The 21,759-nt window shown below is 32.0% G+C and carries 20 protein-coding genes; 5 read left to right on the top strand and 15 right to left on the bottom strand.

Annotated elements, in window-relative coordinates; genetic code table 11:
- Positions 1–25 precede the first annotated feature (25 nt).
- Both AB3G39_RS00505 and surE read right to left on the bottom strand, forming a co-directional pair.
- The gene (locus AB3G39_RS00505) at positions 26–331 is read right to left on the bottom strand and encodes a hypothetical protein (RefSeq protein ID WP_369769631.1); all 306 of its coding nucleotides are present in this window, start codon (positions 329–331) and stop codon (positions 26–28) included.
- Positions 291–1,070, bottom strand: a complete 780-nt coding sequence (gene surE, locus AB3G39_RS00500) for a 5'/3'-nucleotidase SurE (RefSeq protein ID WP_369769630.1) — start codon at positions 1,068–1,070, stop codon at positions 291–293. Before surE ends, AB3G39_RS00505 begins: the two co-directional genes overlap by 41 nt.
- A gap of 194 nt (positions 1,071–1,264) precedes the next feature.
- On the opposite strand from surE, the gene AB3G39_RS00495 reads away from it, so the two are divergent.
- Both AB3G39_RS00495 and AB3G39_RS00490 read left to right on the top strand, forming a co-directional pair.
- Complete coding sequence (locus AB3G39_RS00495) at positions 1,265–3,532, top strand: carboxy terminal-processing peptidase (protein WP_369753035.1); 2,268 nt, start codon at positions 1,265–1,267, stop codon at positions 3,530–3,532.
- Between the two features lie 116 nt (positions 3,533–3,648).
- On the top strand, positions 3,649–4,488 hold the full coding sequence (locus AB3G39_RS00490) for a DNA/RNA non-specific endonuclease (RefSeq protein WP_369769629.1): 840 nt from the start codon (positions 3,649–3,651) through the stop codon (positions 4,486–4,488).
- 14 nt (positions 4,489–4,502) lie between these two features.
- On the opposite strand, the gene rodA is transcribed toward AB3G39_RS00490, so the two are convergent.
- The 6 genes from rodA to purH form a co-directional block, all read right to left on the bottom strand.
- The gene (gene rodA / locus AB3G39_RS00485; protein WP_367756862.1) at positions 4,503–5,738 is read right to left on the bottom strand and encodes a rod shape-determining protein RodA; all 1,236 of its coding nucleotides are present in this window, start codon (positions 5,736–5,738) and stop codon (positions 4,503–4,505) included.
- Between the two features lie 17 nt (positions 5,739–5,755).
- Complete coding sequence (mrdA, locus tag AB3G39_RS00480) at positions 5,756–7,690, bottom strand: penicillin-binding protein 2 (RefSeq protein WP_367756864.1); 1,935 nt, start codon at positions 7,688–7,690, stop codon at positions 5,756–5,758.
- Entirely contained in the window at positions 7,687–8,193 is a 507-nt protein-coding gene (locus tag AB3G39_RS00475; protein WP_367756866.1) for a rod shape-determining protein MreD, read from the bottom strand. Before AB3G39_RS00475 ends, mrdA begins: the two co-directional genes overlap by 4 nt.
- Complete coding sequence (gene mreC, locus AB3G39_RS00470) at positions 8,186–9,010, bottom strand: rod shape-determining protein MreC (RefSeq protein WP_367756868.1); 825 nt, start codon at positions 9,008–9,010, stop codon at positions 8,186–8,188. The genes AB3G39_RS00475 and mreC overlap by 8 nt, the downstream gene beginning before the upstream one ends.
- 93 nt (positions 9,011–9,103) lie before the next feature.
- Positions 9,104–10,132: a rod shape-determining protein gene (locus AB3G39_RS00465; protein WP_367756870.1), complete on the bottom strand. Its 1,029-nt coding sequence runs from the start codon at positions 10,130–10,132 to the stop codon at positions 9,104–9,106.
- 54 nt (positions 10,133–10,186) lie between these two features.
- A complete protein-coding gene (gene purH / locus AB3G39_RS00460; RefSeq protein ID WP_369769628.1) occupies positions 10,187–11,713 on the bottom strand; it encodes a bifunctional phosphoribosylaminoimidazolecarboxamide formyltransferase/IMP cyclohydrolase in 1,527 nt (508 codons plus the stop codon).
- A gap of 196 nt (positions 11,714–11,909) precedes the next feature.
- On the opposite strand from purH, the gene AB3G39_RS00455 reads away from it, so the two are divergent.
- Entirely contained in the window at positions 11,910–13,160 is a 1,251-nt protein-coding gene (locus tag AB3G39_RS00455; RefSeq protein ID WP_367756874.1) for an ABC transporter permease, read from the top strand.
- A 96-nt stretch (positions 13,161–13,256) separates the two neighbouring features.
- On the opposite strand, the gene accD is transcribed toward AB3G39_RS00455, so the two are convergent.
- The 3 genes from accD to AB3G39_RS00440 form a co-directional block, all read right to left on the bottom strand.
- On the bottom strand, positions 13,257–14,111 hold the full coding sequence (gene accD / locus AB3G39_RS00450; RefSeq protein ID WP_367756876.1) for an acetyl-CoA carboxylase, carboxyltransferase subunit beta: 855 nt from the start codon (positions 14,109–14,111) through the stop codon (positions 13,257–13,259).
- A 114-nt stretch (positions 14,112–14,225) separates the two neighbouring features.
- Positions 14,226–15,293 (bottom strand): class II fructose-bisphosphate aldolase, encoded by a 1,068-nt coding sequence (gene fbaA / locus AB3G39_RS00445; RefSeq protein ID WP_367756878.1) that lies wholly within the window; start codon positions 15,291–15,293, stop codon positions 14,226–14,228.
- Between the two features lie 66 nt (positions 15,294–15,359).
- On the bottom strand, positions 15,360–17,912 hold the full coding sequence (locus AB3G39_RS00440; protein ID WP_369769627.1) for a BamA/TamA family outer membrane protein: 2,553 nt from the start codon (positions 17,910–17,912) through the stop codon (positions 15,360–15,362).
- 37 nt (positions 17,913–17,949) lie between these two features.
- On the opposite strand from AB3G39_RS00440, the gene AB3G39_RS00435 reads away from it, so the two are divergent.
- Positions 17,950–18,672, top strand: a complete 723-nt coding sequence (locus tag AB3G39_RS00435) for a TrmH family RNA methyltransferase (RefSeq protein ID WP_367756882.1) — start codon at positions 17,950–17,952, stop codon at positions 18,670–18,672.
- Positions 18,673–18,707: 35 nt separating this feature from the next.
- On the opposite strand, the gene AB3G39_RS00430 is transcribed toward AB3G39_RS00435, so the two are convergent.
- Together AB3G39_RS00430 and ubiE are read right to left on the bottom strand one after the other, a co-directional pair.
- Positions 18,708–19,412 carry a porin family protein gene (locus tag AB3G39_RS00430; RefSeq protein WP_369769626.1) on the bottom strand — a complete coding sequence of 235 codons (705 nt, stop codon included), beginning with the start codon at positions 19,410–19,412 and terminating at the stop codon, positions 18,708–18,710.
- A 24-nt stretch (positions 19,413–19,436) separates the two neighbouring features.
- Positions 19,437–20,168, bottom strand: coding sequence for a bifunctional demethylmenaquinone methyltransferase/2-methoxy-6-polyprenyl-1,4-benzoquinol methylase UbiE (gene ubiE / locus AB3G39_RS00425; protein ID WP_367756886.1), 732 nt, complete (start codon positions 20,166–20,168; stop codon positions 19,437–19,439).
- A gap of 230 nt (positions 20,169–20,398) precedes the next feature.
- On the opposite strand from ubiE, the gene AB3G39_RS00420 reads away from it, so the two are divergent.
- Complete coding sequence (locus AB3G39_RS00420; RefSeq protein WP_367756888.1) at positions 20,399–20,698, top strand: hypothetical protein; 300 nt, start codon at positions 20,399–20,401, stop codon at positions 20,696–20,698.
- 61 nt (positions 20,699–20,759) lie between these two features.
- Here AB3G39_RS00420 and AB3G39_RS00415 read toward each other — a convergent pair whose 3' ends face one another.
- Entirely contained in the window at positions 20,760–21,242 is a 483-nt protein-coding gene (locus AB3G39_RS00415) for a dihydrofolate reductase (RefSeq protein WP_369769625.1), read from the bottom strand.
- Between the two features lie 3 nt (positions 21,243–21,245).
- Positions 21,246–21,587, bottom strand: a complete 342-nt coding sequence (locus AB3G39_RS00410) for a 2TM domain-containing protein (RefSeq protein WP_367773304.1) — start codon at positions 21,585–21,587, stop codon at positions 21,246–21,248.
- Between the last annotated feature and the right edge of the window lie 172 nt (positions 21,588–21,759).

Genomic DNA, 21,759 nt, shown 5'->3' with positions numbered 1-21,759 from the left:
TCAATCAAATAAATTGTTTCTTATTTTATAGGAACACGGTAATTATTGTTAAAATAATAACAGACAAAACGACACCTCTAGCCATCACCTCTTTGTTTGATTTTAATAAAATAGCAAATAGGATTAAGTCCAAAATGGAACCGAGTGTAACAAGTTTACCCAAAGAGCCTTGCGATTTCATAATTTGTACACCCGAAATAAAATTATATTGAGTTGCAGAAACAATAAATAAGTAACAACCAAGAAAGGAAGCTAAAAGGCCAAGTAGGAACCCAATAAATAAGTCTGTTTTATTCATTCCAATTCCAGGTGTTAAGTTCTTGTGTTGCATGGTGAGCAGTTAAGTCAAATTGTACCGGAACTACTGAGATATATCCGTTTCCTAACGCCCATTCATCAGTATCTTCACCTTTGTCTTGGTTCACAAATTCTCCAGCAAGCCAGTAATAATCTCTTCCTTGCGGTGTTTGTCTTTTGTCGAATTTTTCAACCCAAAGTGCTTTTGCTTGACGGCAAATTTTTATCCCTTTGATGTTTTCTTTTTTTAATTTGGGAAAATTTACATTCAATACAACGTCTTTTGGCAATCCTTTTTCTAAAACCTCTGTTGTTATTTTTTTTACAAATGGTTTAATAGTTTCGAAATCAGCATTCCAATCATAATCTAAGAGTGAGAACCCAATGGCTGGAATGCCTTCAATTCCTGCTTCGACAGCAGCACTCATTGTACCTGAATAAATAACATTTATGGATGAATTTGACCCGTGATTAATTCCAGAAACACACAAATCAGGCTTTCTTTTTAATATTTCATTTACAGCTAACTTCACACAATCCACTGGAGTACCAGAGCAGCTATATTCCGTAATTCGATCTTTGTCCTTTGAAATTTTATTTAGATATAATGTATTGTTGATTGTAATAGCATGTCCCATTGCACTTTGTGGCTTGTCAGGTGCGACAATTACAACTTCGCCAATTTCTGACATAACGTCAATTAATGCTCGGATACCTGGTGCCGAAACACCATCGTCATTTGTAATTAAAATTAAGGGTTTAACTTGAGTCATGATTTTATATTTTTAGTCTTCAAAATGGAATGAAAATTGGGGTCTATTTTATCAAACAAAGTAAAACAAAAAATAGTGATTGGCGAAGATATAAAGAGAAAACAAAAATCATTTTTTATATCTTTAACAAAAAATTATGGCGTGTCTATTATTGTTGGCACAGTTTTTACCGTAACTTAGTTTAAAAATTTTGGATGAATACTATTCTTAACTTTATGAAAAGAAATTATAAAATACTCCTTGCAATTGTTTTCCTTTCGGCTACATTATTTGCTTTTAAAATTAAATCTTCTAACGAGAATGATCCTGATAAAGATAAATTACTTTTAGAATTATTAACTTTTGTTATTGAAAAAGGACACTATAACCCTGCGGCAATTGATGATACATTCTCAAAAGGAATCTATAAAGATTATATTCAAGCTTTAGATCCCTCAAAACGATTTTTTCTTCAATCAGACATCGATGAATTTTCAAAGTATGAAACTGAATTAGATGATGAATTGATCAATAAGGATTTAACGTTCTTTAATTTGACGTATGATCGCTTGATGAAGCGAATGGAGGAAAGTAAAAAATTATACAAAGATATTCTTGCAGTGCCATTTGATTATTCAGTTGATGAAAGCTTTAACACGGATTATGTAAAAGCACCTTATGCTAAAAATAATGCTGAATTAAAGGATAGATGGCGCAAACAAATTAAATTATCTACACTATCTTCTTTGACAGACCGTCTTAGAATTCAAGAGAATAAAAGTAAAGGAATTACGGCATCAGCTGATTCTGATAGTTTAGTTGGCTTAAAATCTGGAGATAAAATTGACGATGATTTTTATAAAAAAAACAATACATCTGCTGATACAGGTAAGGTGAAAACGGTTGCTGAATTAGAAAAAGAAACTCGTGAAAGTGCTAAGAAATCACTTGATGAATATTTTGGTTTCATGAATGATTTGGATAGGAATGATTGGTTCTCTGTTTATGTTAATTCAATTACGGCTCGTTTTGATCCACATACTAATTATTTTGCTCCAGAAGAAAAAGAGCGTTTTGATGTTAGTATTAGTGGGAAGTTAGAAGGCATAGGTGCTCGTTTACAAAAGAAAAACGACTTTACAGAGATTTCTGAGTTAATTTCTGGTGGTCCAGCATGGAGAGGCAAACAATTAGAATCAGGAGATTTAGTAATGAAAGTAGCACAGGGAAATGCGGAGCCAGTAGATGTGGTAGGAATGCGTCTTGATGATGTTGTAAAAAAAATAAAAGGGCCAAAGGGAACTGAAGTTCGTCTTACCGTAAAAAAAGTGGATGGAACAATTAAAGTTATTTCTATAATTAGAGATATTGTAGAAATTGAGGAGACATACGCCAAGTCAAGTGTTGTAGAGAAAAACGGATTGAAATATGGTGTAATCTATTTGCCTAAGTTTTATATCGATTTTGAAAATAAAGACGGTAGAGATGCAGGTAAAGATATCGCTCTTGAAGTAGAACGACTTAAAAAAGCAGGAGTTAGCGGAATCGTTTTGGATGTACGTGATGATGGTGGTGGATCTTTATCAACGGTTGTTGATATTGCTGGATTATTCATTGAGCAAGGTCCAATTGTACAAATTAAATCTGCTGGAAGAAAAAAAGAGGTTTTATTCGATAGAGATAGTAAAATAGAATGGGACGGTCCTTTAGTGATAATGGTCAATAGTTTTTCAGCTTCAGCTTCAGAAATTTTAGCGGCAGCTATTCAAGACTACAAAAGAGGAATTATTATTGGTAGTAAACAGACCTACGGTAAAGGAACAGTACAAAATGTGATTGATTTAAATCAGTTTGTACGTAATAGTTCAGTAGGAGATTTAGGTGCGTTAAAAACAACTACTCAAAAATTTTATAGAATTAATGGAGGTTCAACTCAGTTGGACGGCGTGAGTAGTGACGTTGTAATGCCAGATCGATATGCTTATTTAAAAATGGGTGAACGCGATGTTGATAATGCAATGCCATGGGATAAAATAGATCCAGCTACTTATACTGTTTGGAATAAAACAGAGAACTTTAATAAGGCTATTTTAAATAGTAAGACAAGAATTGAGAAAAACCCTCAGTTTAAATTAATTGAAGAAAATGCAAAATGGATTGATAGCAGAAGTGAAGATAACACCTATAGTTTGAATATAGATAAGTTTAAAATTGCTCAAAATGATATAGAGGAGAAGTCTAAAAAATACAGACCTATTTCGCAATATAAAAATACATTGCACTTTTCTTCGTTACCTTATGAAGTAGCTCAAATGGATAAAGACAGTATTTTGAAAGAGAAAAGAGATCGTTGGCATGAAGGATTATCTAAAGATATTTATGTAGAAGAAGCTTTGAATGTTTTGGATGATTTGCAATCTAAGCCTATTGTGAAGAAAAATATGTCAGAAAAATTAAAAAAAGAAAAACTGGCTAAATCCTAAAAAAAACTTTCATTTATATAGATCGGGGTCCAACTTTAAACATAAAGTTGGACCCTTTTTTAATATGTTTCAATACTTATTATTTATTCTTATGTTTATAGAAATTATTTAAGAACATGGGAAAACACATTTTTAAAGCAGTACTATTTATTTTAATTGGTGGTTTTGTTTCTTGTAAGATGGATAATAAAGAGGTAGATTCATTTTCTTTAGAACAAGTAAATAGCCCAAAAGAGATGGTTACTACTGCTTCAACGGAAAAGTTAACTAGTAGAACTGTTCTCGATTACTTACCTACATCTACAACTCACCAAGTCATTAAGCATTCTTATTTCACACTTTCATATAATGAAGAAGCGGAGCAGGCTGAATGGTTGGCCTATCAGTTAAAGAAGGATTATGTGAAGAATAACAATTTTAAACGACCTTTCTTTATAGTTGATCCAAAAGTTAGAACAGGTTCTGCAGATTGGAGAAATTATAAGAAAAGTGGATATGACAAAGGGCATCTTTGTCCAGCAGGAGATATGGAGTTTGAAGAAAATGCGTATAATGATACTTTTTTCACTTCGAATATTTCTCCTCAAGACCATGAATTCAATGCGGGAATTTGGAATAGATTAGAGCAAAAAGTACGCTATTGGGCATCACGATATGACGGTGTTTATGTGGTTACAGGAGGAATTCTTAATAAAACTAGCAAGACTATTGGAACCCAAAAAGTAGTTGTTCCAGAATATTTTTATAAAATAATTTTAGATGATTCCAATGGTAATTGTAAAATGATTGCTTTTTTAATTCCTAATAAAGGAAGTGATAAGCCATTATATACTTATGTAGTTTCAGTTGATAGTATTGAAAACTTAACGGGCATAGATTTTTTCCCTAAACTTGATGATGAATTAGAATCAAGTCTAGAAAAACGAACTGATTATAAATCGTGGATTTTCAATTAACTGTACACTATATTTTACCATTCATTGACTTTGTTTGCATCCATCTTTAAAAAGATAAAAAGCAAAATAGTGAATCCCCAAAGACCAGAGCCTCCATATGAAAAGAAAGGTAAAGGCACCCCAATTGTTGGGAAAATGCCAATAACCATGGCGATGTTGACAAAGAAATGTATAAATAGAATTCCTGCTACACAATAACCATAAACTCTACTGAATTTCGTTTTTTGTCTTTCAGCAAGATAAATTACTCTTAGAAATAAACTCACGAATAGCGCAATTACTACTAGAGAGCCTGCAAAGCCCCATTCTTCTCCTACAGTGGTAAATATGTAATCAGTATGTTGTTCTGGTACAAAACCACCTTTTGTTTGCGTTCCTTCTAGAAAACCCTTTCCTAACCATCCTCCAGAGCCTATAGCAATTTCTGATTGATTCGTATTATATCCAATTCCCTTTAAGTCGACAGTTTTTCCCAATAAAATGTTGAAACGATCGCGGTGATGCTGTTTGAATACATTTTGAAACACATAATTTACGGATAAAACAAAGCCAGAAATGACTGAAAAAAGAATTGCACTTAAGACTATGTTTCTATCGCCAAGCCTTGATTTAAAATGAACGATTAAAATAACTAATAATGCTAATAGAATAACATATTGAGGTTCTAAGACAAGCGTTAATACAAATAAAAGGATAGTAACAAAACCAGTCCATACGTACCATGATGGAAGTCCTTCACGATATAAAACAATTATAAAAATACTATAAATAAGGGCACTTCCCGGATCGGGCTGTGGTAATATTAGAAGTACTGGAAGAAAAACAATTGCAAGTGCTTGTATTTGCCTGTTTACATCTTTTAGATTAATTTGTGAATCACTTAAATATTTTGCAATCGCTAGTGAAGTAGCTGCTTTCGCAAATTCAGAAGGTTGGATAGTGAAACTTCCGATGGCATACCAGCATCTTTGTCCTGCTATTGTTTTTCCAAAAAGGAAAAGCCCTGCCAAAGTAAGTAAAGCAAATCCAAAAATAATACTGGCATATTTTTCATAAAATTTACCGTCAATGGCGAGTATTATGAATATTAAAGGAATCGTTAGTAAGATAAAAACAAGCTGTTTTTGGTAAGTATCTTCAATAGAGGATAGAGATGATGAATAGATGTTTAACCAACCCATTATCACTAATACGCTATAAATGATGACACATGTCCAGTCAAGATTTTTCTTTATACTTTGGTTTTTCATTTGAAACGAATCGCTTATTAATTTTGATTTGTTGAGTCTATCTGAACAGTTGAATTTGTCGTTACCTTTAATTTAGATATTGAATCTTTAGGTGTTGTTTCAATGGCACTAGCTTCTTTCATTCCACCTAGTTTTGCATAGCGGTCTTTTAAGCTTCTTTCTAGTATTCTCTTTTCTAAATCGGTTCTTGTTATTTTTTTTCTTAGGTACTTTTCAATCATTAAACTCGCAATGGGACCTGCAATCGTAGCTCCGTACCCACCATTTTCGACAAGGATCGCAATTGCAATCTTAGGGTTGTCTTTTGGTGCAAAGGCAACAAAAATAGAGTGATCTTCTAGTTTTACTCTTTTCCCATCAATTTTGGCATAATTTTCAGCTGTTCCTGTTTTACCACAAATGTCAATACCAGGTACATTAAGTCCTCTTGCAGTTCCTAAATTGTATACGTCAAACAAGCCACTTATCATTGGTTTGAAATATTTTTTGTCAATGGTGGTCTGATGTTTTACTTTGAATTTAGGATCTATATTTGTTCCTTTTATTTTTTTTATAATGTGAGGCGTATAGTAGTATCCTTCGTTTGCTACGGTAGCCATCATATTAGCTAATTGTATTGGTGTCATTAAAACTTCCCCTTGTCCAATAGAGTTTGAAATAATCGTTGTACTTCTCCATCCACCATTAGGGTAAATTTTCTTATATGTTTTAGAATCGGGAACATTTCCTCTTTTTCCAGTAGGTAAGTCGTATCCCATAAAATCACCCAATCCAAAACTTTTCACGTGATCGCTCCATACATCAACTGCATAGGCTGGTTTTACAAATTTGTTTATGGTACGCATATACACATTTGCAAAATAAGTATTACAAGAGTTATAGATTCCATTATGTAAATTATGAGGGCCAAAACCATGACATTTCATAAAACGACCTCGTGCATAACTAAAACCATGATGGCACATAAAAGAAGTTTGTTCATCAATAACACCTTCTTGCAGTCCAATCAATCCAGTCAGGATTTTAAATGGTGATCCTGGAGGATATTCCGCTAGTAATCCTCTATCATATAGCGGTTTTGCTATCGAGTCTCTATATAGTAAGGTGTAATTTTTAGAACGTTGTCTACCAACTAAAATAGAAGGGTCATAAGATGGAGCAGTTACTAGTGCTAATATTTCACCTGTACTAGGTTCAATAGCTACAATTCCACCTCTTTTATTTATCATTAGCTGTTCTCCATATCTTTGAAGTTCAGCGTCTAAAGTTAAATTGATATCTTCTCCTTGAACGGCAATCGTATCGTATTTTCCGTCTTTGTAAGAGCCTATTTCACGATTGTATTTGTCTTTTTGAAAGTATTTCACCCCTTTAATTCCGCGCAAAATGTTTTCATAGCTTTCTTCTACTCCTTGTTTTCCTATTAAGTCACCGCTGTTATAATATGGGTTTTTTGCTATTAATTTGTCATTAACCTGTGTGATAAAACCAAAAACATTTGCTCCAAAATCGACTTCATAGTCGCGTAGAGAACGTTTTTGAAAATAGAAACCTTCAAATTTTCGTATTTTCTCTTGAAAAGCAGCAAATTCACTTTTGTTTAACTGAGGTAAGAAAACAGAAGGCAAGCGTGGGCTGTAAATTTTAGCTTTTGCAATTTTTTTAATATAATCTTCTTTGGTGATATTTAGTAGTTGACAGAACTCTAAAGTATCGATATTCTTTAATTCTCTAGGAATTACCATGATATCGTATGACGCTTGATTTGCTACTAATAGTTTTCCATTTCTGTCGTAGATATAACCTCTTTCAGGGTAATCGTATTTTATCTTAATCGCATTATTATCGGATTTTAATTTGAAGGTATCATTGATAACTTGCAAATAAAAGATCCGAATCACTAGCAATGATGCTGCAACAATAATTAAAGAAGGCAGCAATAATTTTCTCATCGTTTGTTAGGCTTAATAATGTAAATGATAATAATACAACTAATTATGGTAAAAACTGCACTCAAAAGAGTTCGGATTAGTATGTCCAAAAAGAAACTGACTTGAAAAGCTTCTAATAAGAACATTGTTATGTGATGAATAATAACAGAAAGGAATATAAACGAAAACCTTTCGGGTGTTAAAACATCATTGATTTTTATGGTCTGGTATTCATAACTCACTCCAAATGAAAATTTAAAAATGGACGGTCTCATGTATGCTAGGACTAAACAAGCAGTTGCGTGAACTCCGCCTGAATTTAGAAAAAGATCCATTGTCAAACCCAATAAAAAACTAGCAAAAAGTAAGCCAGATTTGTTCCCGTTCACGGGGTATAATATTATAAATAAGATATACGGAAGTGGAATTATAAACCCCAGAAAATTCATATTGTTAAATATAATTATTTGGATGGCTAATAATAAAATAAACCGAGAAACATTGACTAACAAAGTGCTATTCATTTTTCGTTGTTTTTTCTAGGTTATTAAGTTCATCTCTATCTTTACTTTTTATGATATAAACATGGCCTAAATTAGTCATGTCGTTAAAAAGTTTAATATCTAAAGTATAATAATTGGTTTGATTATCAATGTAAATTTTGTTAATTGTACCAATGTTAATGTTTTCTGGAAAGATTACTGATTGTCCACCAGTTACGATAGTGTCTCCTTTTCTTACAGATGCAAGCCTAGGAACGTCTATCAATTGAACGTAACCTGTACTTTTTCCATTCCAAACTAAAGATCCAAAATGATTTGATTTTTTAATTTTAGCATTGATTTGAGACTTTACATTCAAAATGCTTATAACTGTAGAATAGCTTGGAGAAGTATTATCAATTATCCCCACTATTCCAAGGTTGTTAACGACTCCCATATCTGATTTAACTCCTTGAAGAGAGCCAGAGTTTAAGGTCAGGAAATTTTCATGAACGTTATAGGAATTGTGGATTACTTTCGATACAATGATATCTTCAGGCAAGGTTGTTTTTTGGTTTTCAAAATTTTTGATGGCAGAAGAGTCTACAGTTTTAAATAATAGACTTTTTAGTCTAGCATTCTCAATTGCTAATGCATCATTTTGTGTTCTCAAATTGAAATATTCACTTACGTCATTGATTTTCTCATAAACACCCCCGCTTAAAAAATTAGCGGAACTTATTATTTTGCTTTTGTGATAAGAATGAGATTGTATCGTTAACGAAAACGAAATGCATAATAACAGCAAAAACAGTATTCTATTACTGTTTTTAAATATAAAATTAAATATTTGCTGCATTTCTAAGTTTGTTATTTTGTTTCAAGATGTAATTTCATTAAACTTTAAAAATTATTTTCAGAGTTTAATGAAATTGTGCATCTAAGAAAGGTCTTATTTAATTAAGATACTTTTAAATTTTGTAATGTTTTTAAGTGCCATTCCTGTTCCACGAACTACTGCTCTTAAAGGGTCTTCTGCAATATAAACAGGTAAGTCTGTTTTTTGAGAAATTCTTTTATCTAGACCTCTTAACATTGATCCACCACCAGCAAGGTATATACCTGTGTTGTAAATGTCGGCAGCTAATTCTGGAGGGGTTTGTGATAGAGTTTCCATTACAGCGTCTTCAATTCTTTGAATTGATTTGTCTAATGCTTTTGCTATCTCTCTATAGGAAACTTCTACTTGTTTTGGTTTACCAGTAAGTAAATCTCTTCCTTGAACAGACATGTCTTCTGGAGGAGTTTCTAAATCTTCTATAGCAGCACCAATTTGGATTTTTATTTTCTCAGCAGTACTTTCTCCAACAAAGAGGTTGTGTTGTGTACGCATATAATATACGATGTCATTTGTGAAAACATCACCAGCAATTTTTACTGATTTGTCACACACGATTCCGCCTAACGCAATTACAGCAATTTCAGTAGTTCCACCACCTATATCTACAATCATGTTTCCTTTTGGTTGCATAATGTCGATTCCAATACCGATTGCCGCAGCCATAGGTTCATGGATTAGGTACACTTCTTTACCATTTACTCTTTCACAAGATTCCTTAACGGCTCTCATCTCCACTTCGGTAATTCCTGATGGAATACAAACCACCATCCTAAGCGCAGGAGTAAACATTCTTTTTTTCAATGCTGGTATGCTTTTTATAAACATACTAATCATTTTTTCTGAAGCATCAAAGTCGGCAATTACACCATCTTTCAAAGGCCTTATTGTCTTAATGTTTTCATGTGTTTTACCCTGCATCAAGTTGGCTTCTTTACCAACAGCAATTATTTTACCAGAAATTCTATCTCTGGCAACAATTGATGGGCTGTCTATTACAACTTTATCATTGTGTATGATTAAAGTGTTTGCGGTTCCAAGGTCTATCGCGATATCCTCGGTCATGAAATCAAAAAATCCCATAAGTTTTTCAGGGGTTTAAAAGTTAAAAATTAGGAGCATACAAAGTTAGACAAATTAATGTTTAAAATGACGTGTTCCAGTAAATACCATTGCAACTTTATTTTCATTACAATAGTTGATGCTTAATTCGTCTTTTATCGATCCTCCAGGTTGAATTACGGCTGTTATACCCGCTTTTTTTGCAATTTCCACACAGTCTGGGAATGGAAAAAAAGCATCGCTTGCCATTGAAGCGCCGTGTAAATCAAATCCAAATGTTTTTGCTTTTTCAATTGCTTGTAACAAAGCGTCTACTCTTGAGGTTTGTCCTGTTCCAGAAGAAATAAGTGTTCCGTTTTTAGCAAAAACGATCGTGTTAGATTTAGTATTTTTACAAACTTTAGATGCAAAAATTAAATCCTGAATTTCTTGTTCAGTAGGACTTGTTAGGGTAACGGTTTTTAAATCGTCTTTATTGTCTGTGATATTATTTCTTTCTTGAATAAGCAATCCGTTTAAACAAGTTCTCACTTGTTTTGCTGGTAAAGCGACTTCATTTTGAACTAATATAATTCTGTTTTTCTTTTCTTGTAAAATGCTAATTGCATCTGCATCATATTCAGGTGCGATAACAACTTCGCAAAATAATTTATTAATTTCGGTAGCAGTTGCTACATCAATTTTTGTATTTGCAATTAATACTCCACCAAAAGCGGATGTTGGGTCACAAGCCAGTGCTGCGTTGTACGCTTCGCTAATTGTATTTCTAGATGCTAATCCACATGCATTATTGTGTTTTAATATTGCAAAAGTAGGACCGTCAGTTTTGAATTCATTAATTAAATTTACTGCAGCATCAACGTCAAGTAAATTATTGTATGATAATTCTTTACCGTGTATTTTATTGAACATGGCGTCAAAATCACCAAAGAAATATCCTTTTTGATGAGGGTTTTCACCGTATCTTAAAACTTGACCATTAGAAATACTTTCTTTATAAATAGTTTCGTCAGTATTGAAATAATTAAATATTGCAGTATCGTAGTGTGAAGAAACGTGAAATGCTTTTGTTGCTAATAATTTTCTATCGGCAAGAGTAGTTGCTCCATTTTGTTTTGTAATTAAATCTAAAAGAGAACTATATTCATCTACAGAAGCTACAATGACAGTATCGTTAAAGTTTTTTGCAGCAGCACGAATTAAAGAGATTCCACCAATATCGATTTTTTCAATAATGTCAGATTCACTTGCTCCAGAGGCTACTGTTTTTTCAAAAGGGTATAAATCAACAATTACTAAGTCAATTTGCGGAATATTAAATTCTTCCATTTGTTGCACGTCACTTGGATTGTCTTGACGATTTAAAATTCCACCAAAAACTTTTGGATGCAATGTTTTTACTCTTCCACCTAGAATTGAAGGGTATGATGTAACATCTTCAACTGGGATAACGGGGATTCCTAAGTTTTTTATAAAATCTTCAGTTCCTCCTGTTGAATAAAGTGTAACATTTTGACTATTTAGTAGTCTTACAATTGGTTCAAGGCCTTCTTTTGAAAAGACTGAAATTAACGCAGATTGAATTGTTTTTGTTGTGTTCATGTGTAGTTATAATTATAAAGTGCAAAAATAGTTTTTTAATGTGAAAATTGGACTATTTGAAAAAGAGATAATTTAGAAATTATACTGTTATTTTTATAAATGATGAAATAATGATGCTGAATTACAATGAATATTTATTTCATTAGGTTTTTGAATTTAATTTATAGAATTTTACTTTAATAGAAAATGTATTTTTATGCTAGTTTATCTACGATTATTGAAAGAGAGTTTTGGTTTTGCAATAAATGCATTAACAAACAATAAGTTAAGAACACTTCTTTCTTTGCTTGGTGTTACTATCGGGATTTTATCCATAATTGCAGTTCTGGCTGCAGTTGATTCTTTAGATAGAAAAATAACAAAGGATTTAAGTAGTTTAGATAAAAACACTATTTATTTAATGCGTTTTTCTTTTGGGCCCTCTGATATACCGCAATGGAAAAGAGAGCAGTTTCCCAATGTTAAATTTGATGAATATACATATTTGAAAGAGTCATTGAATAATACAGACCAAGTAGGGTATCAATTATTTGTAAAGCGCGAATCTATAAAATATGAATCTAAACTAGTGAGCGATGTAAATGTTGTTCCTGTATCTAGTGAGTTTATCGATATTCAAGGTCTTGAGTTTGAAGATGGTCGTTTTTATAATGAATCAGAGTCTAATTCTGGGACAGCTGTTATCGTTTTAGGCTATGAAATTGCTCAGGGACTTTTCGAAAATTCTAATGCAATTGGAAAAAACATTCGTTTATACGGACAAAGATTTACTGTTATTGGAGTTTTAAAGAAACAAGGAGCAGGATTGTTTGGGGATAGTAATGATACATCTGTCTTTTTACCCGTTAATTTTTTAAGGCGTTTATATGGAGATAACAATGATGCAATGACTCCAGTTATTTTGTTAAAGCCTAATAAAGGGGTTGATATGGATGCTTATAAAGCGGAAGTGAGTTATAAATTAAGAAGTATGAGGGGATTGAAAGCAGGTGAAATTGATAATTTTTTCATCAATGTGTTATCTGGTTTTACCGATCTTATTGATGGCATTATTGGGCAGATGAATGTTGTGGGCTGGATAATAAGTGGTTTTTCATTACTTGTTGGTGGTTTTGGAATCGCTAATATTATGTTTGTTTCTGTAAAAGAGCGAACAAATTTAATTGGAATTCAAAAGTCTTTAGGTGCTAAAAATAGATTTATCTTGTTTCAATTTTTATTTGAGGCAGTTATATTGTCTGTTATTGGTGGTGTAATTGGTTTGATTTTAGTGTGGATTATTTCTGTTATTTTGACGAAAGTATTAGACTTTGAATTTGTTCTAAGTATGGGAAATATTATGTTAGGGACAGGATTGGCTGCCTTAATAGGATTGATTTCCGGAATTCTTCCTGCTATTACAGCGTCAAAATTAGATCCTGTTGAAGCGATTCGAACTGGGATGTAGACTTAGGTTTTCAATAATAATAATAATAATATAATTAATAAAAACAAAAAAATCCCATCTGCACAGATGGGATTTTTTGTTTTAGAAGTTTTAAAACTATCTTATAGTATTGTTTTGAATTAAATCAATGTACAAGTTAATCTTGTCTTTCAATTCTTTTCTAGCTGTTATAAAGTCTAGGAAACCATGTTCAAGAAGAAATTCAGCCGTTTGAAAACCTTCTGGTAAATCTTTACCAGTTGTGTCTCTTACAACACGTGGTCCTGCAAATCCAATTAAAGCTCCAGGTTCAGAGATGTTAATGTCTCCTAGCATAGCATAAGAAGCGGTTGTCCCTCCTGTAGTTGGGTCCGTACATAATGAGATATAAGGAAGTTTAGCGTCTGCCAGTTGTGCTAGTTTAACAGAAGTTTTTGCTAATTGCATTAAGGAATAAGCAGCTTCCATCATTCTTGCTCCACCCGATTTTGATATCATAATAAATGGAAGTTTATTTTTTATAGCATGATCAATCCCTCTTGAAATTTTTTCTCCAACTACTGCACCCATAGATCCGCCAATAAAAGCAAAATCCATACAGCAAATAACAACATCTTTTCCTTTTGATTTACCAACTCCAGTACGCACTGCATCTTTAAGTTTGGTTTTTTCCATAACATCTTTTAATCGATCTGCATATTTTTTTGTATCAACAAAATGCAAAGGATCTTTGGAAGTTAAGTTTTTATCTAATTCAACAAACTCATTGTTGTCAAACAAGATTTCGAAATAGGTAGCGCTACCAATTCTAACATGAAAACCATCCTCAGGACTAACAAACAAGTTGCGTTCTAGCTCATCGGCATCAATAATTTTTCCTGTTGGAGATTTGTACCAAAGTCCTTTTGGGACATCCATTTTGTCTTCGGTAGCAGTAGTAATTCCTTTTTCTTTTCTTTTAAACCAAGCCATTTCTTAAGTGTTCAGTGTTCAGTAATCAAGTAATCAGTCAAGTCAATGTTTGTAGTCAGTTTTAGTACTCAGTAACCTATTACTGAATACTAAAAACTGAGTACGGAATACTTTTTATAGCGTATTAACATTGTTTAAGTCAGCAAATGCTTGTTCTAATCTTGCATTGAACGTCATTTCGCTTTCACGCATCCATTTTCTTGGATCGTAGTATTTTTTATTTGGTACATCAGAACCTTCTGGGTTTCCAATTTGGGTTTTTAAATAATCAATATTTTTAACCATATAATCACGAATACCTTCTGTAAATGCAAATTGCAAATCAGTATCGATATTCATTTTTATTACACCGTAGCTAATTCCTTCTCTTATTTCTTCTAAAGTAGAACCTGAACCTCCGTGGAAAACAAAATCAACTGGGTTGTTTCCAGTGTTGAATTTCTTTTGAACGAAATCTTGAGAATTTTTTAAGATTTTTGGAGTCAATTTTACGTTACCTGGTTTGTAAACACCATGTACATTTCCAAAAGCTGCCGCAATTGTAAACTTAGGACTTACTTTTGATAATTCTTCGTAAGCATAAGCAACTTCTTCTGGTTGAGTATATAGTTTTGAGCTATCAACATCTGAGTTGTCAACACCATCTTCTTCACCACCTGTAATTCCAAGTTCGATTTCTAGTGTCATTCCCATTTTGCTCATTCTCTCTAGGTATCCTTTGCAAATTTCGATGTTTTCTTCGATAGGCTCTTCAGATAAATCGATCATATGAGAACTGAATAAAGGCTTTCCAGTTGTAGCAAAATGTTTTTCAGATGCATCTAATAATCCGTCAATCCAAGGTAATAATTTCTTAGCACAGTGATCCGTATGTAAAATTACTGTTGCTCCATAAGCTTCAGCTAAGGTATGAATGTGTAATGCTCCAGCAATTCCACCAGCGATAGCTGCTTTTTCACCTGCATTTGAAAGTCCTTTTCCAGCATTAAATTGAGCTCCTCCGTTTGAAAACTGGATGATTACTGGAGCATTTAATTTTGCTGCAGTCTCAAGAACGCCATTTATTGTGTTTGAACCAGTAACATTTACTGCAGGTAGAGCAAAGCCTTTTTCTTTTGCATAATTGAAAATTTCTTGAACTTGATCTCCTGTAGCTACGCCCGGTTTGATGTTATGTGCCATTGTAATTTTTTTTAGTTGTTTTTTTAGTTTTTAGTTTAAGACTGCAAAAATAAGAATTAATTAGCATTAGAAGGGGTAATTTATTCCAAAATTTAAAACAGAGTGTCCAAAATTGTACTCACGAAACCATTTTTTGCCAGTTTCATTAGCTGGATTGTAGGTTTTAAAACCGAAATCAAATCGAATTACGAAGAAGCTTAAATCATATCTTAATCCAAATCCAGATCCTAATGCAAGATCTTTCAGACTTTTAAAACCTTTGAAAACTGATTTATCGTCAGTCACATTATCATATACATTCCAAATATTTCCAGCATCAGCAAATAAGGCTCCTTTAAAATCGCCTAATATTTTAAATCTAAATTCGCTACTAAATGCAATTTTCATGTTTGCCTCATTAAAGTCATTAGTAGCTCCACTTCTTCCTGGTCCTAAACTGTAGGGTTGCCATGCTCTGTTGTCATTAGAGCCTCCTGAAAAATAACTTCTTGAAAAAGGAACATTATCTGAATTTCCAAACGGGATTGCTATACCGAAAAAGGTTCTTACAGCAAATACTTTTTCTTTGCTTAAATCCCAATGTTTGATATAGTCAAATTCTGTTTTTATATATTCTGAATATTCTAAATTGAAAAGTTCAAAATTATTATTTTCGTTTTTAGGTTGATTTGCTGCTTTTGAAATAAGTGATAAAAGAGAACCTGCTGATTCGATTTTTGTTTTGAAAAGATAGAAAGTATTGTCTTGTAAGTCTGTTTTAGTCGTTTTACTAAAGGTGAAGCTTGTTGCTAATATAAAATCATTTTCGGTTAGTCTCACTCTTCTTTCTTCAATGCTTTTTACCGATTTAAAGGCATCATCTGACGGTGTTAATGCGGTACCCTCATTTAATACATTCTTTATAAATCCAGAAGTTCCCGATTCGATAATTAAATCGCCATTATCAACATAAGATGCTTCTGTATTATAAATTTTACCAATTTCATTTAATGCATTGTAGGAGGAACCATATACATTGAAATAGTTTTCTGGATTTAGATTTCGAACAAACTGTACATTGAATAGATCAAAACGGGCAGTGTTGTTTTTTTTAGGTGTCCAATTATAAGAAAATGAACCTGTGAAATTTTCTTTATCTAATCCAATATTTGTTTGTCTGGCAAATCCTACGGCCATAAGTGTTGAAGGAATCATGCTCTTTGGGATGATTTTTTCAGTAGAGAATGGCATGAAAATTCTTGGAAAATTTAATTTTAAATCTACTCCATATTCTGATACATTAAAGAGTTGATTGTTTGGGTTTGCAAGGTCTTTTGATGATCCTATATTTCCACGACCTGAAATTTCAAGAGTTTCGGCACCATTAAATACATTACGTATTGATAGTGAAGGGCTGAACGAGATACCTATATCTTGAATGTTGGAATGTGTTACATCCACTGATGCGCCAAAACTATATTTTTTTCGAGGAGTCAAATATATTTTAGCTATCAAGGAACTGTATGTTGTGTCTCTTTTATCTACTTCATATTGAATGCTAGGGTAATTGAAAATTTTAAGATTATTTAAATAACGTGTAGTTAAAACCGTTTTGTTGTCAGCAAAAAGAGATCCTTTTGTTATGAAAATTGCATCCGTAATTGCATGTGGTTTGTATCTTAGTTTTTTATGACTGTATAAATTGAAGTTTTTGTAAGTGGTGCTATCCGTGATTTTTTGATTATTATTGTTAGGTGCGTAATCAGTGTATATATTAACATCACTAATGGTATACATTTTAAAAGGCTCCGTTTTTGTTGAGTCGTTTTCTTGATAAGAATAGTTGTTAATAATTAAATTAACGTTAGCCTGGTTTACTTTTTTAATGGTATCTATATCAAAAGTCACATAGGTAGGTTGGAAATAATAAACCCCATTATTTCTAAAGTGAGTTGTAATGCGATTTTTTTCATTTTCAAAATCGATTGTTTTATACTGTTTGCCTGATTTTATTATCGTGTTGGATTTAGCAGTTTCGTATAAGGAGTCTAAAGCAGGAGTAGATATAGATGTCTTTAAGGAATCTAATAAGTAGGGTGATCCTGTAGTAATGTTGTATTCTATTTTTCCTCTTTTTGGCTTTATAGAGTCTAATTTGGATAATGCTTTTACATTAAAAAAACCATTGTTAAAATAATAATATTTTAAACGCAATACTGATTTATCAGTTTTAGATTGATCAATTATGACAGGCGGTTCACCTGTTTTTTTTAAAAAATCATGAATACCATGATACCAGAATGATTTACCAAGTCTGTCCACCTGTTTCGCGGATAGCCATTTAGATTTTCGTTCGTATTTTCCTGGGTTATTTGTAAATTTAGCTTGATATGTTGAATCAGGGTTTAAATTCGCTAAATTGTATAGATTCAATCGCAAACGAAATCCTAATAATGTACTGTTTGGTTTTTGATATAGTTGTGTAAATACATTTTCTTCCTTGATGGATTTCCCGTTTACTATGATTTGATTTTTAGTAAGGAGCTTTTTTCCATCAGGAACTCTTTTTTCAGCATTACAAGCGCATATAAATATTGCAATTAGAATAAATGCTGTTATTTTTGTAGAGATTTTTTTCAAGTGTTCTAAAATATTTAATTCAAAAGTACATATTTTTATGGTTAGTAAAAACCAAATAAAACTTATAACTAGTTTACAGCAAAAAAAGTATAGAATAGTAAATCAATTATTTTTTGCCGAAGGGGTAAAAGTGATTCAGGAATTGTTGCAATCTGATTTTGAACTAGACCATTTGTATACTACTCAAAATGATTTTGAGGATGTTTTGATAAACAAGAAAACGTTAATTCATGAAAATGATTTAAAAAAAATTAGTGCTTTATCAACAGCTAACAGCTGTTTGGCTGTTTTTAAAATGCCTGCAGAAAAAGATATTGTTGAATCAGGTTTGATTATAGCCTTGGATAGTATTCGGGATCCTGGAAACCTGGGGACCATTTTGAGATTGTGTGATTGGTTCGGAATTAATCAAATAGTGTGTTCAAAGGAAACGGTGGATATTTATAATCCCAAAGTAGTGCAAGCTACAATGGGGTCGATAACGAGAGTAAATGTAAGGTATATTGATTTAAATGACTTTCTCTCTCAGACAAAATTGCCTGTTTTTGGTACTTTTATGGATGGAGCTAATATTTATAAAGAATCCTTGCCTCAAGAAGGAATCATCGTAATGGGGAATGAAGCTAACGGTATCTCTGATGAACTTGAAGAAATAATCCAAAAAAGACTCTCTATTCCTCGTTTTGGAGATCTTAGAAAAACGGAAAGTTTAAATGTTGCAACAGCGACTGCAATTATTTTAAGCGAATTTAGAAGATAATTAGTTTTTTTTGGAATCACTTAATAGTATTTCAATTAATGAAAAGAAAAATTAATTAATACGGCTCTGCTTTTTATGGATTGAATATTTCCTGTCCAAGGACTGTTAGGATCATTATCGCGAATCAACTCGTCATTTATACCAAATGAACCTCGAATGGAAGGAGAGAATATGAAATATTCCGAAAATATATCAATACCAAATCCTATTTCGTAGCTCGTGGTCCAAGGTTTTACTCTAAATCTTTGTTCTTTATTATCGTCTATTGATTTCGAATTACTTGATAAATTCAAAGTGGAAGCTACTCCACCTACTAAATAGGGGCGCACATTTCCAGTTCTCAATGAAGAGAATTTTAATAATAGTGGGAAATGAATGTAAGTGCTGTTTACTTCTCTTAGTGCGTCTAGTTTTGTTGTGAAGTCAGGATAATATAAATCTCTCTTTGTGTAATATAATCCAGGTTCAAATCGTAAGTTTATATACTCCTGTAACTTTAGATCTCCTATTATCCCTACATTAAACCCTGTTGTTCTTTTTACAAGAATGTCAGGGCCTACGGTTTTATAGTCTATTTTGAAGTCAAATGAATTAAACCCTAAATAATATCCATAGTATACTCGTGCTTTTTGAAAATTCTCCAAATTTATTATTGGGTCTTTTCCAAACATGCTTTTTTTAAACTGAGAGTTGCCCTTAATAGATAAAGCAAGTAAAATTAAGAGAGCAATTTTTTTCATATAGATGCTAAATAACAATCAATATTATTTTTTAGAAGCGGAATAAATTGTAGCTACTCCAAAAGTTTGTGGCATAGCTACTACATCTATAAACCCAACTTTTCTTAAAATATTGTTCAAAGCCTCTCCATATGGAAATGCCGCTGCTGATTCAGATAAATAACCATAGGCAACATCATCTTTTGAAAATAACTTTCCAATAAGTGGTAGTATGTTTTTACTATAAAAATTGTAGCCTTGTTTGTAAGGAGTTTTATCTGGAACTGATGTTTCTAAAATAACAAAAACACCATTAGGTTTTAATACTCTTAGGATTTCAACAAGTCCTTTTTCAAGAGTTTCAAAATTTCTAACGCCAAAAGCGACTGTTATTGCATCAAAAAAGTTGTCGTCAAAGGGCATTTTTTCTGAATCTCCTAATACCATTTCAATTGTATTAGAAAGTTTTTTATCGGCTATTTTTTTTACGCCAACTTCTAGCATTCCAGCAGAAATATCTAGTCCTATTATTTTTGTTGCTTTTGTTTGAGCCATTAAAATAGCTAAGTCTCCTGTTCCTGTTGCAATGTCTAAAATTACATTTGGATTTGCCTTAGATACTATATCTAAAACTTTTTTACGCCATTTAACATCTATTCCAAAGGAAATAACACGATTCAAATTATCGTAATTACCAGAGATTGTATCAAACATTTTTGCAACTTGTTCTTTTTTGCCTAGAGAAGAGTCTTTATATGGAGTTATGTTTTTTGACATTTTTTATTTTTTTACAAATATAATACAATCTATTTTGAACTGTAATTGACTATTCTAAAATATATAAAAGTTTTAGGACAGTTTTTTGTTTCGTTTTGCCGCAATCATGAGAATCCATTATTAATAAAAAAAACGAAATATCACTAAAAGTGGGTATTGTGGCGTCCATTAATATTGCCGAATTTTACAAAATAAAAGTATGATATTATTCAATGATTAAAAGGGAATTAATGATCCAAATCAAGTGGTTACTTCTTGCGCTAGTAATTTCACTTGTTCTTGTGAGCTGTTTTGATGGTGCTGTTTTAAAAAACAGTAATGTATTTTTAGCGCAACATACGTTCTTAGGATTAAATTTGTTTTTGGAAATTTTAATTTTCTTTGTCTTTAGTACCTTCGTGGTATTTGGTATTAAAGGCTTTTTTGAGATGTATTCTCAGAAAACAGCAAATGTTATCACCTTCATTTCTGGAGTGTTGTTGACATTTGTGATTTTTTTATTATGTTATCAAATTATGTTTCAAGAGTAAATCATTTTTTCCCAATCATTGAGTTTAATAAAAACACCCCAGTAAAATGGGGTGTTTTTATTTATTTTCTAATGTAAGTTTGATAAGTAAAATCAAAAAGATGCTTTTCGTCTTTTTGTTGAAACTCAGAATTTATTATCTCCCATTGTTCCTTGTTTATTATTGGGAAAAAGGCATCGGCTTCAAAAGTATGGTGAACCAATGTCAGTTCTATTTTATCTGAAAAGGGAATTCCTAAATCATATATTTCTCCTCCTCCAATTATATACGTGTTCTCCTCTTTTGGGCAAATTTCAATTGCTTTTTCCATGCTGTTAACTACAATACATCCCTCTGGGGCATAGTTTTCTTGACGGGTTATTACAACATGTGTTCTGTTAGGAAGTGGCTTTGGGAAGCTTTCAAATGTTTTTCTTCCCATAATGATATGATGTCCCGAAGTAAGGTTTTTAAATCTTTTGAAATCATTAGGTAAATGCCAAACTAATTCATTGTTTTTTCCAAGGGCATTATTTTCAGCGGCTGCCGCAATCATTATAATCATTTTCTATTGTGCTAGTTTAGAGGGTTCTTCGGTTATTTGTGATTGTAATTCTTCTATTTTTTTTTGCTGTAAAGCAACAAGACGATCTATTTGGTCTCGTTCCCAGTTCTTATTCATAAAGCGATCGGTAATGTATACTTTAATAAAGTGTAAAAGAAATAAGAAAAACCAAATCGTAATTATCCAGATATACCAGTTTGAATTAATTCCAAAATTTAAAATTTTAGTAGAAACGAATAGAAATAAACTAGCTAAAAACAAAACAACAAAATGAAAATACAGCCTTTTTTTTTGTTTTAATCTTTTCCTGGCATATTCATATAATTCATGTTGTTCCCTTTCCATAAGTTGAATTTTAGTTTATAAAGATAAAATTTTAAATTTAAAGTCACTATTCAGCTAAGGTAATATTTATTAAGAAAACGTTTTCTCTTTTTTTTTATGTAATTTAACATTTGAATGATTAGAAAATTGTTTATAATTTAACATTCTTTAGACTATACTCTTAAAAGTTCGT

This window comes from Flavobacterium sp. WC2416, assembly GCF_041200095.1.
Lineage (GTDB): Bacteria > Bacteroidota > Bacteroidia > Flavobacteriales > Flavobacteriaceae > Flavobacterium.
Note: the sequence above shows the minus strand (reverse complement) of the source record. Positions and strands in the feature narration are given on the sequence as shown.

Bases quoted from the DNA above. Each gene is read 5' to 3' on its own strand.
- AB3G39_RS00505 (WP_369769631.1), bottom strand. From the start codon at position 331: ATGCAACACAAGAACTTAACACCTGGAATTGGAATGAATAAAACAGAC.
- surE (WP_369769630.1), bottom strand. From the start codon at position 1,070: ATGACTCAAGTTAAACCCTTAATTTTAATTACAAATGACGATGGTGTT.
- AB3G39_RS00495 (WP_369753035.1), top strand. From the start codon at position 1,265: ATGAATACTATTCTTAACTTTATGAAAAGAAATTATAAAATACTCCTT.
- AB3G39_RS00490 (WP_369769629.1), top strand. From the start codon at position 3,649: ATGGGAAAACACATTTTTAAAGCAGTACTATTTATTTTAATTGGTGGT.
- rodA (WP_367756862.1), bottom strand. From the start codon at position 5,738: ATGAAAAACCAAAGTATAAAGAAAAATCTTGACTGGACATGTGTCATC.
- mrdA (WP_367756864.1), bottom strand. From the start codon at position 7,690: ATGAGAAAATTATTGCTGCCTTCTTTAATTATTGTTGCAGCATCATTG.
- AB3G39_RS00475 (WP_367756866.1), bottom strand. From the start codon at position 8,193: ATGAATAGCACTTTGTTAGTCAATGTTTCTCGGTTTATTTTATTATTA.
- mreC (WP_367756868.1), bottom strand. From the start codon at position 9,010: ATGCAGCAAATATTTAATTTTATATTTAAAAACAGTAATAGAATACTG.
- AB3G39_RS00465 (WP_367756870.1), bottom strand. From the start codon at position 10,132: ATGGGATTTTTTGATTTCATGACCGAGGATATCGCGATAGACCTTGGA.
- purH (WP_369769628.1), bottom strand. From the start codon at position 11,713: ATGAACACAACAAAAACAATTCAATCTGCGTTAATTTCAGTCTTTTCA.
- AB3G39_RS00455 (WP_367756874.1), top strand. From the start codon at position 11,910: ATGCTAGTTTATCTACGATTATTGAAAGAGAGTTTTGGTTTTGCAATA.
- accD (WP_367756876.1), bottom strand. From the start codon at position 14,111: ATGGCTTGGTTTAAAAGAAAAGAAAAAGGAATTACTACTGCTACCGAA.
- fbaA (WP_367756878.1), bottom strand. From the start codon at position 15,293: ATGGCACATAACATCAAACCGGGCGTAGCTACAGGAGATCAAGTTCAA.
- AB3G39_RS00435 (WP_367756882.1), top strand. From the start codon at position 17,950: ATGGTTAGTAAAAACCAAATAAAACTTATAACTAGTTTACAGCAAAAA.
- AB3G39_RS00430 (WP_369769626.1), bottom strand. From the start codon at position 19,412: ATGAAAAAAATTGCTCTCTTAATTTTACTTGCTTTATCTATTAAGGGC.
- ubiE (WP_367756886.1), bottom strand. From the start codon at position 20,168: ATGTCAAAAAACATAACTCCATATAAAGACTCTTCTCTAGGCAAAAAA.
- AB3G39_RS00420 (WP_367756888.1), top strand. From the start codon at position 20,399: ATGATCCAAATCAAGTGGTTACTTCTTGCGCTAGTAATTTCACTTGTT.
- AB3G39_RS00415 (WP_369769625.1), bottom strand. From the start codon at position 21,242: ATGATTATAATGATTGCGGCAGCCGCTGAAAATAATGCCCTTGGAAAA.
- AB3G39_RS00410 (WP_367773304.1), bottom strand. From the start codon at position 21,587: ATGGAAAGGGAACAACATGAATTATATGAATATGCCAGGAAAAGATTA.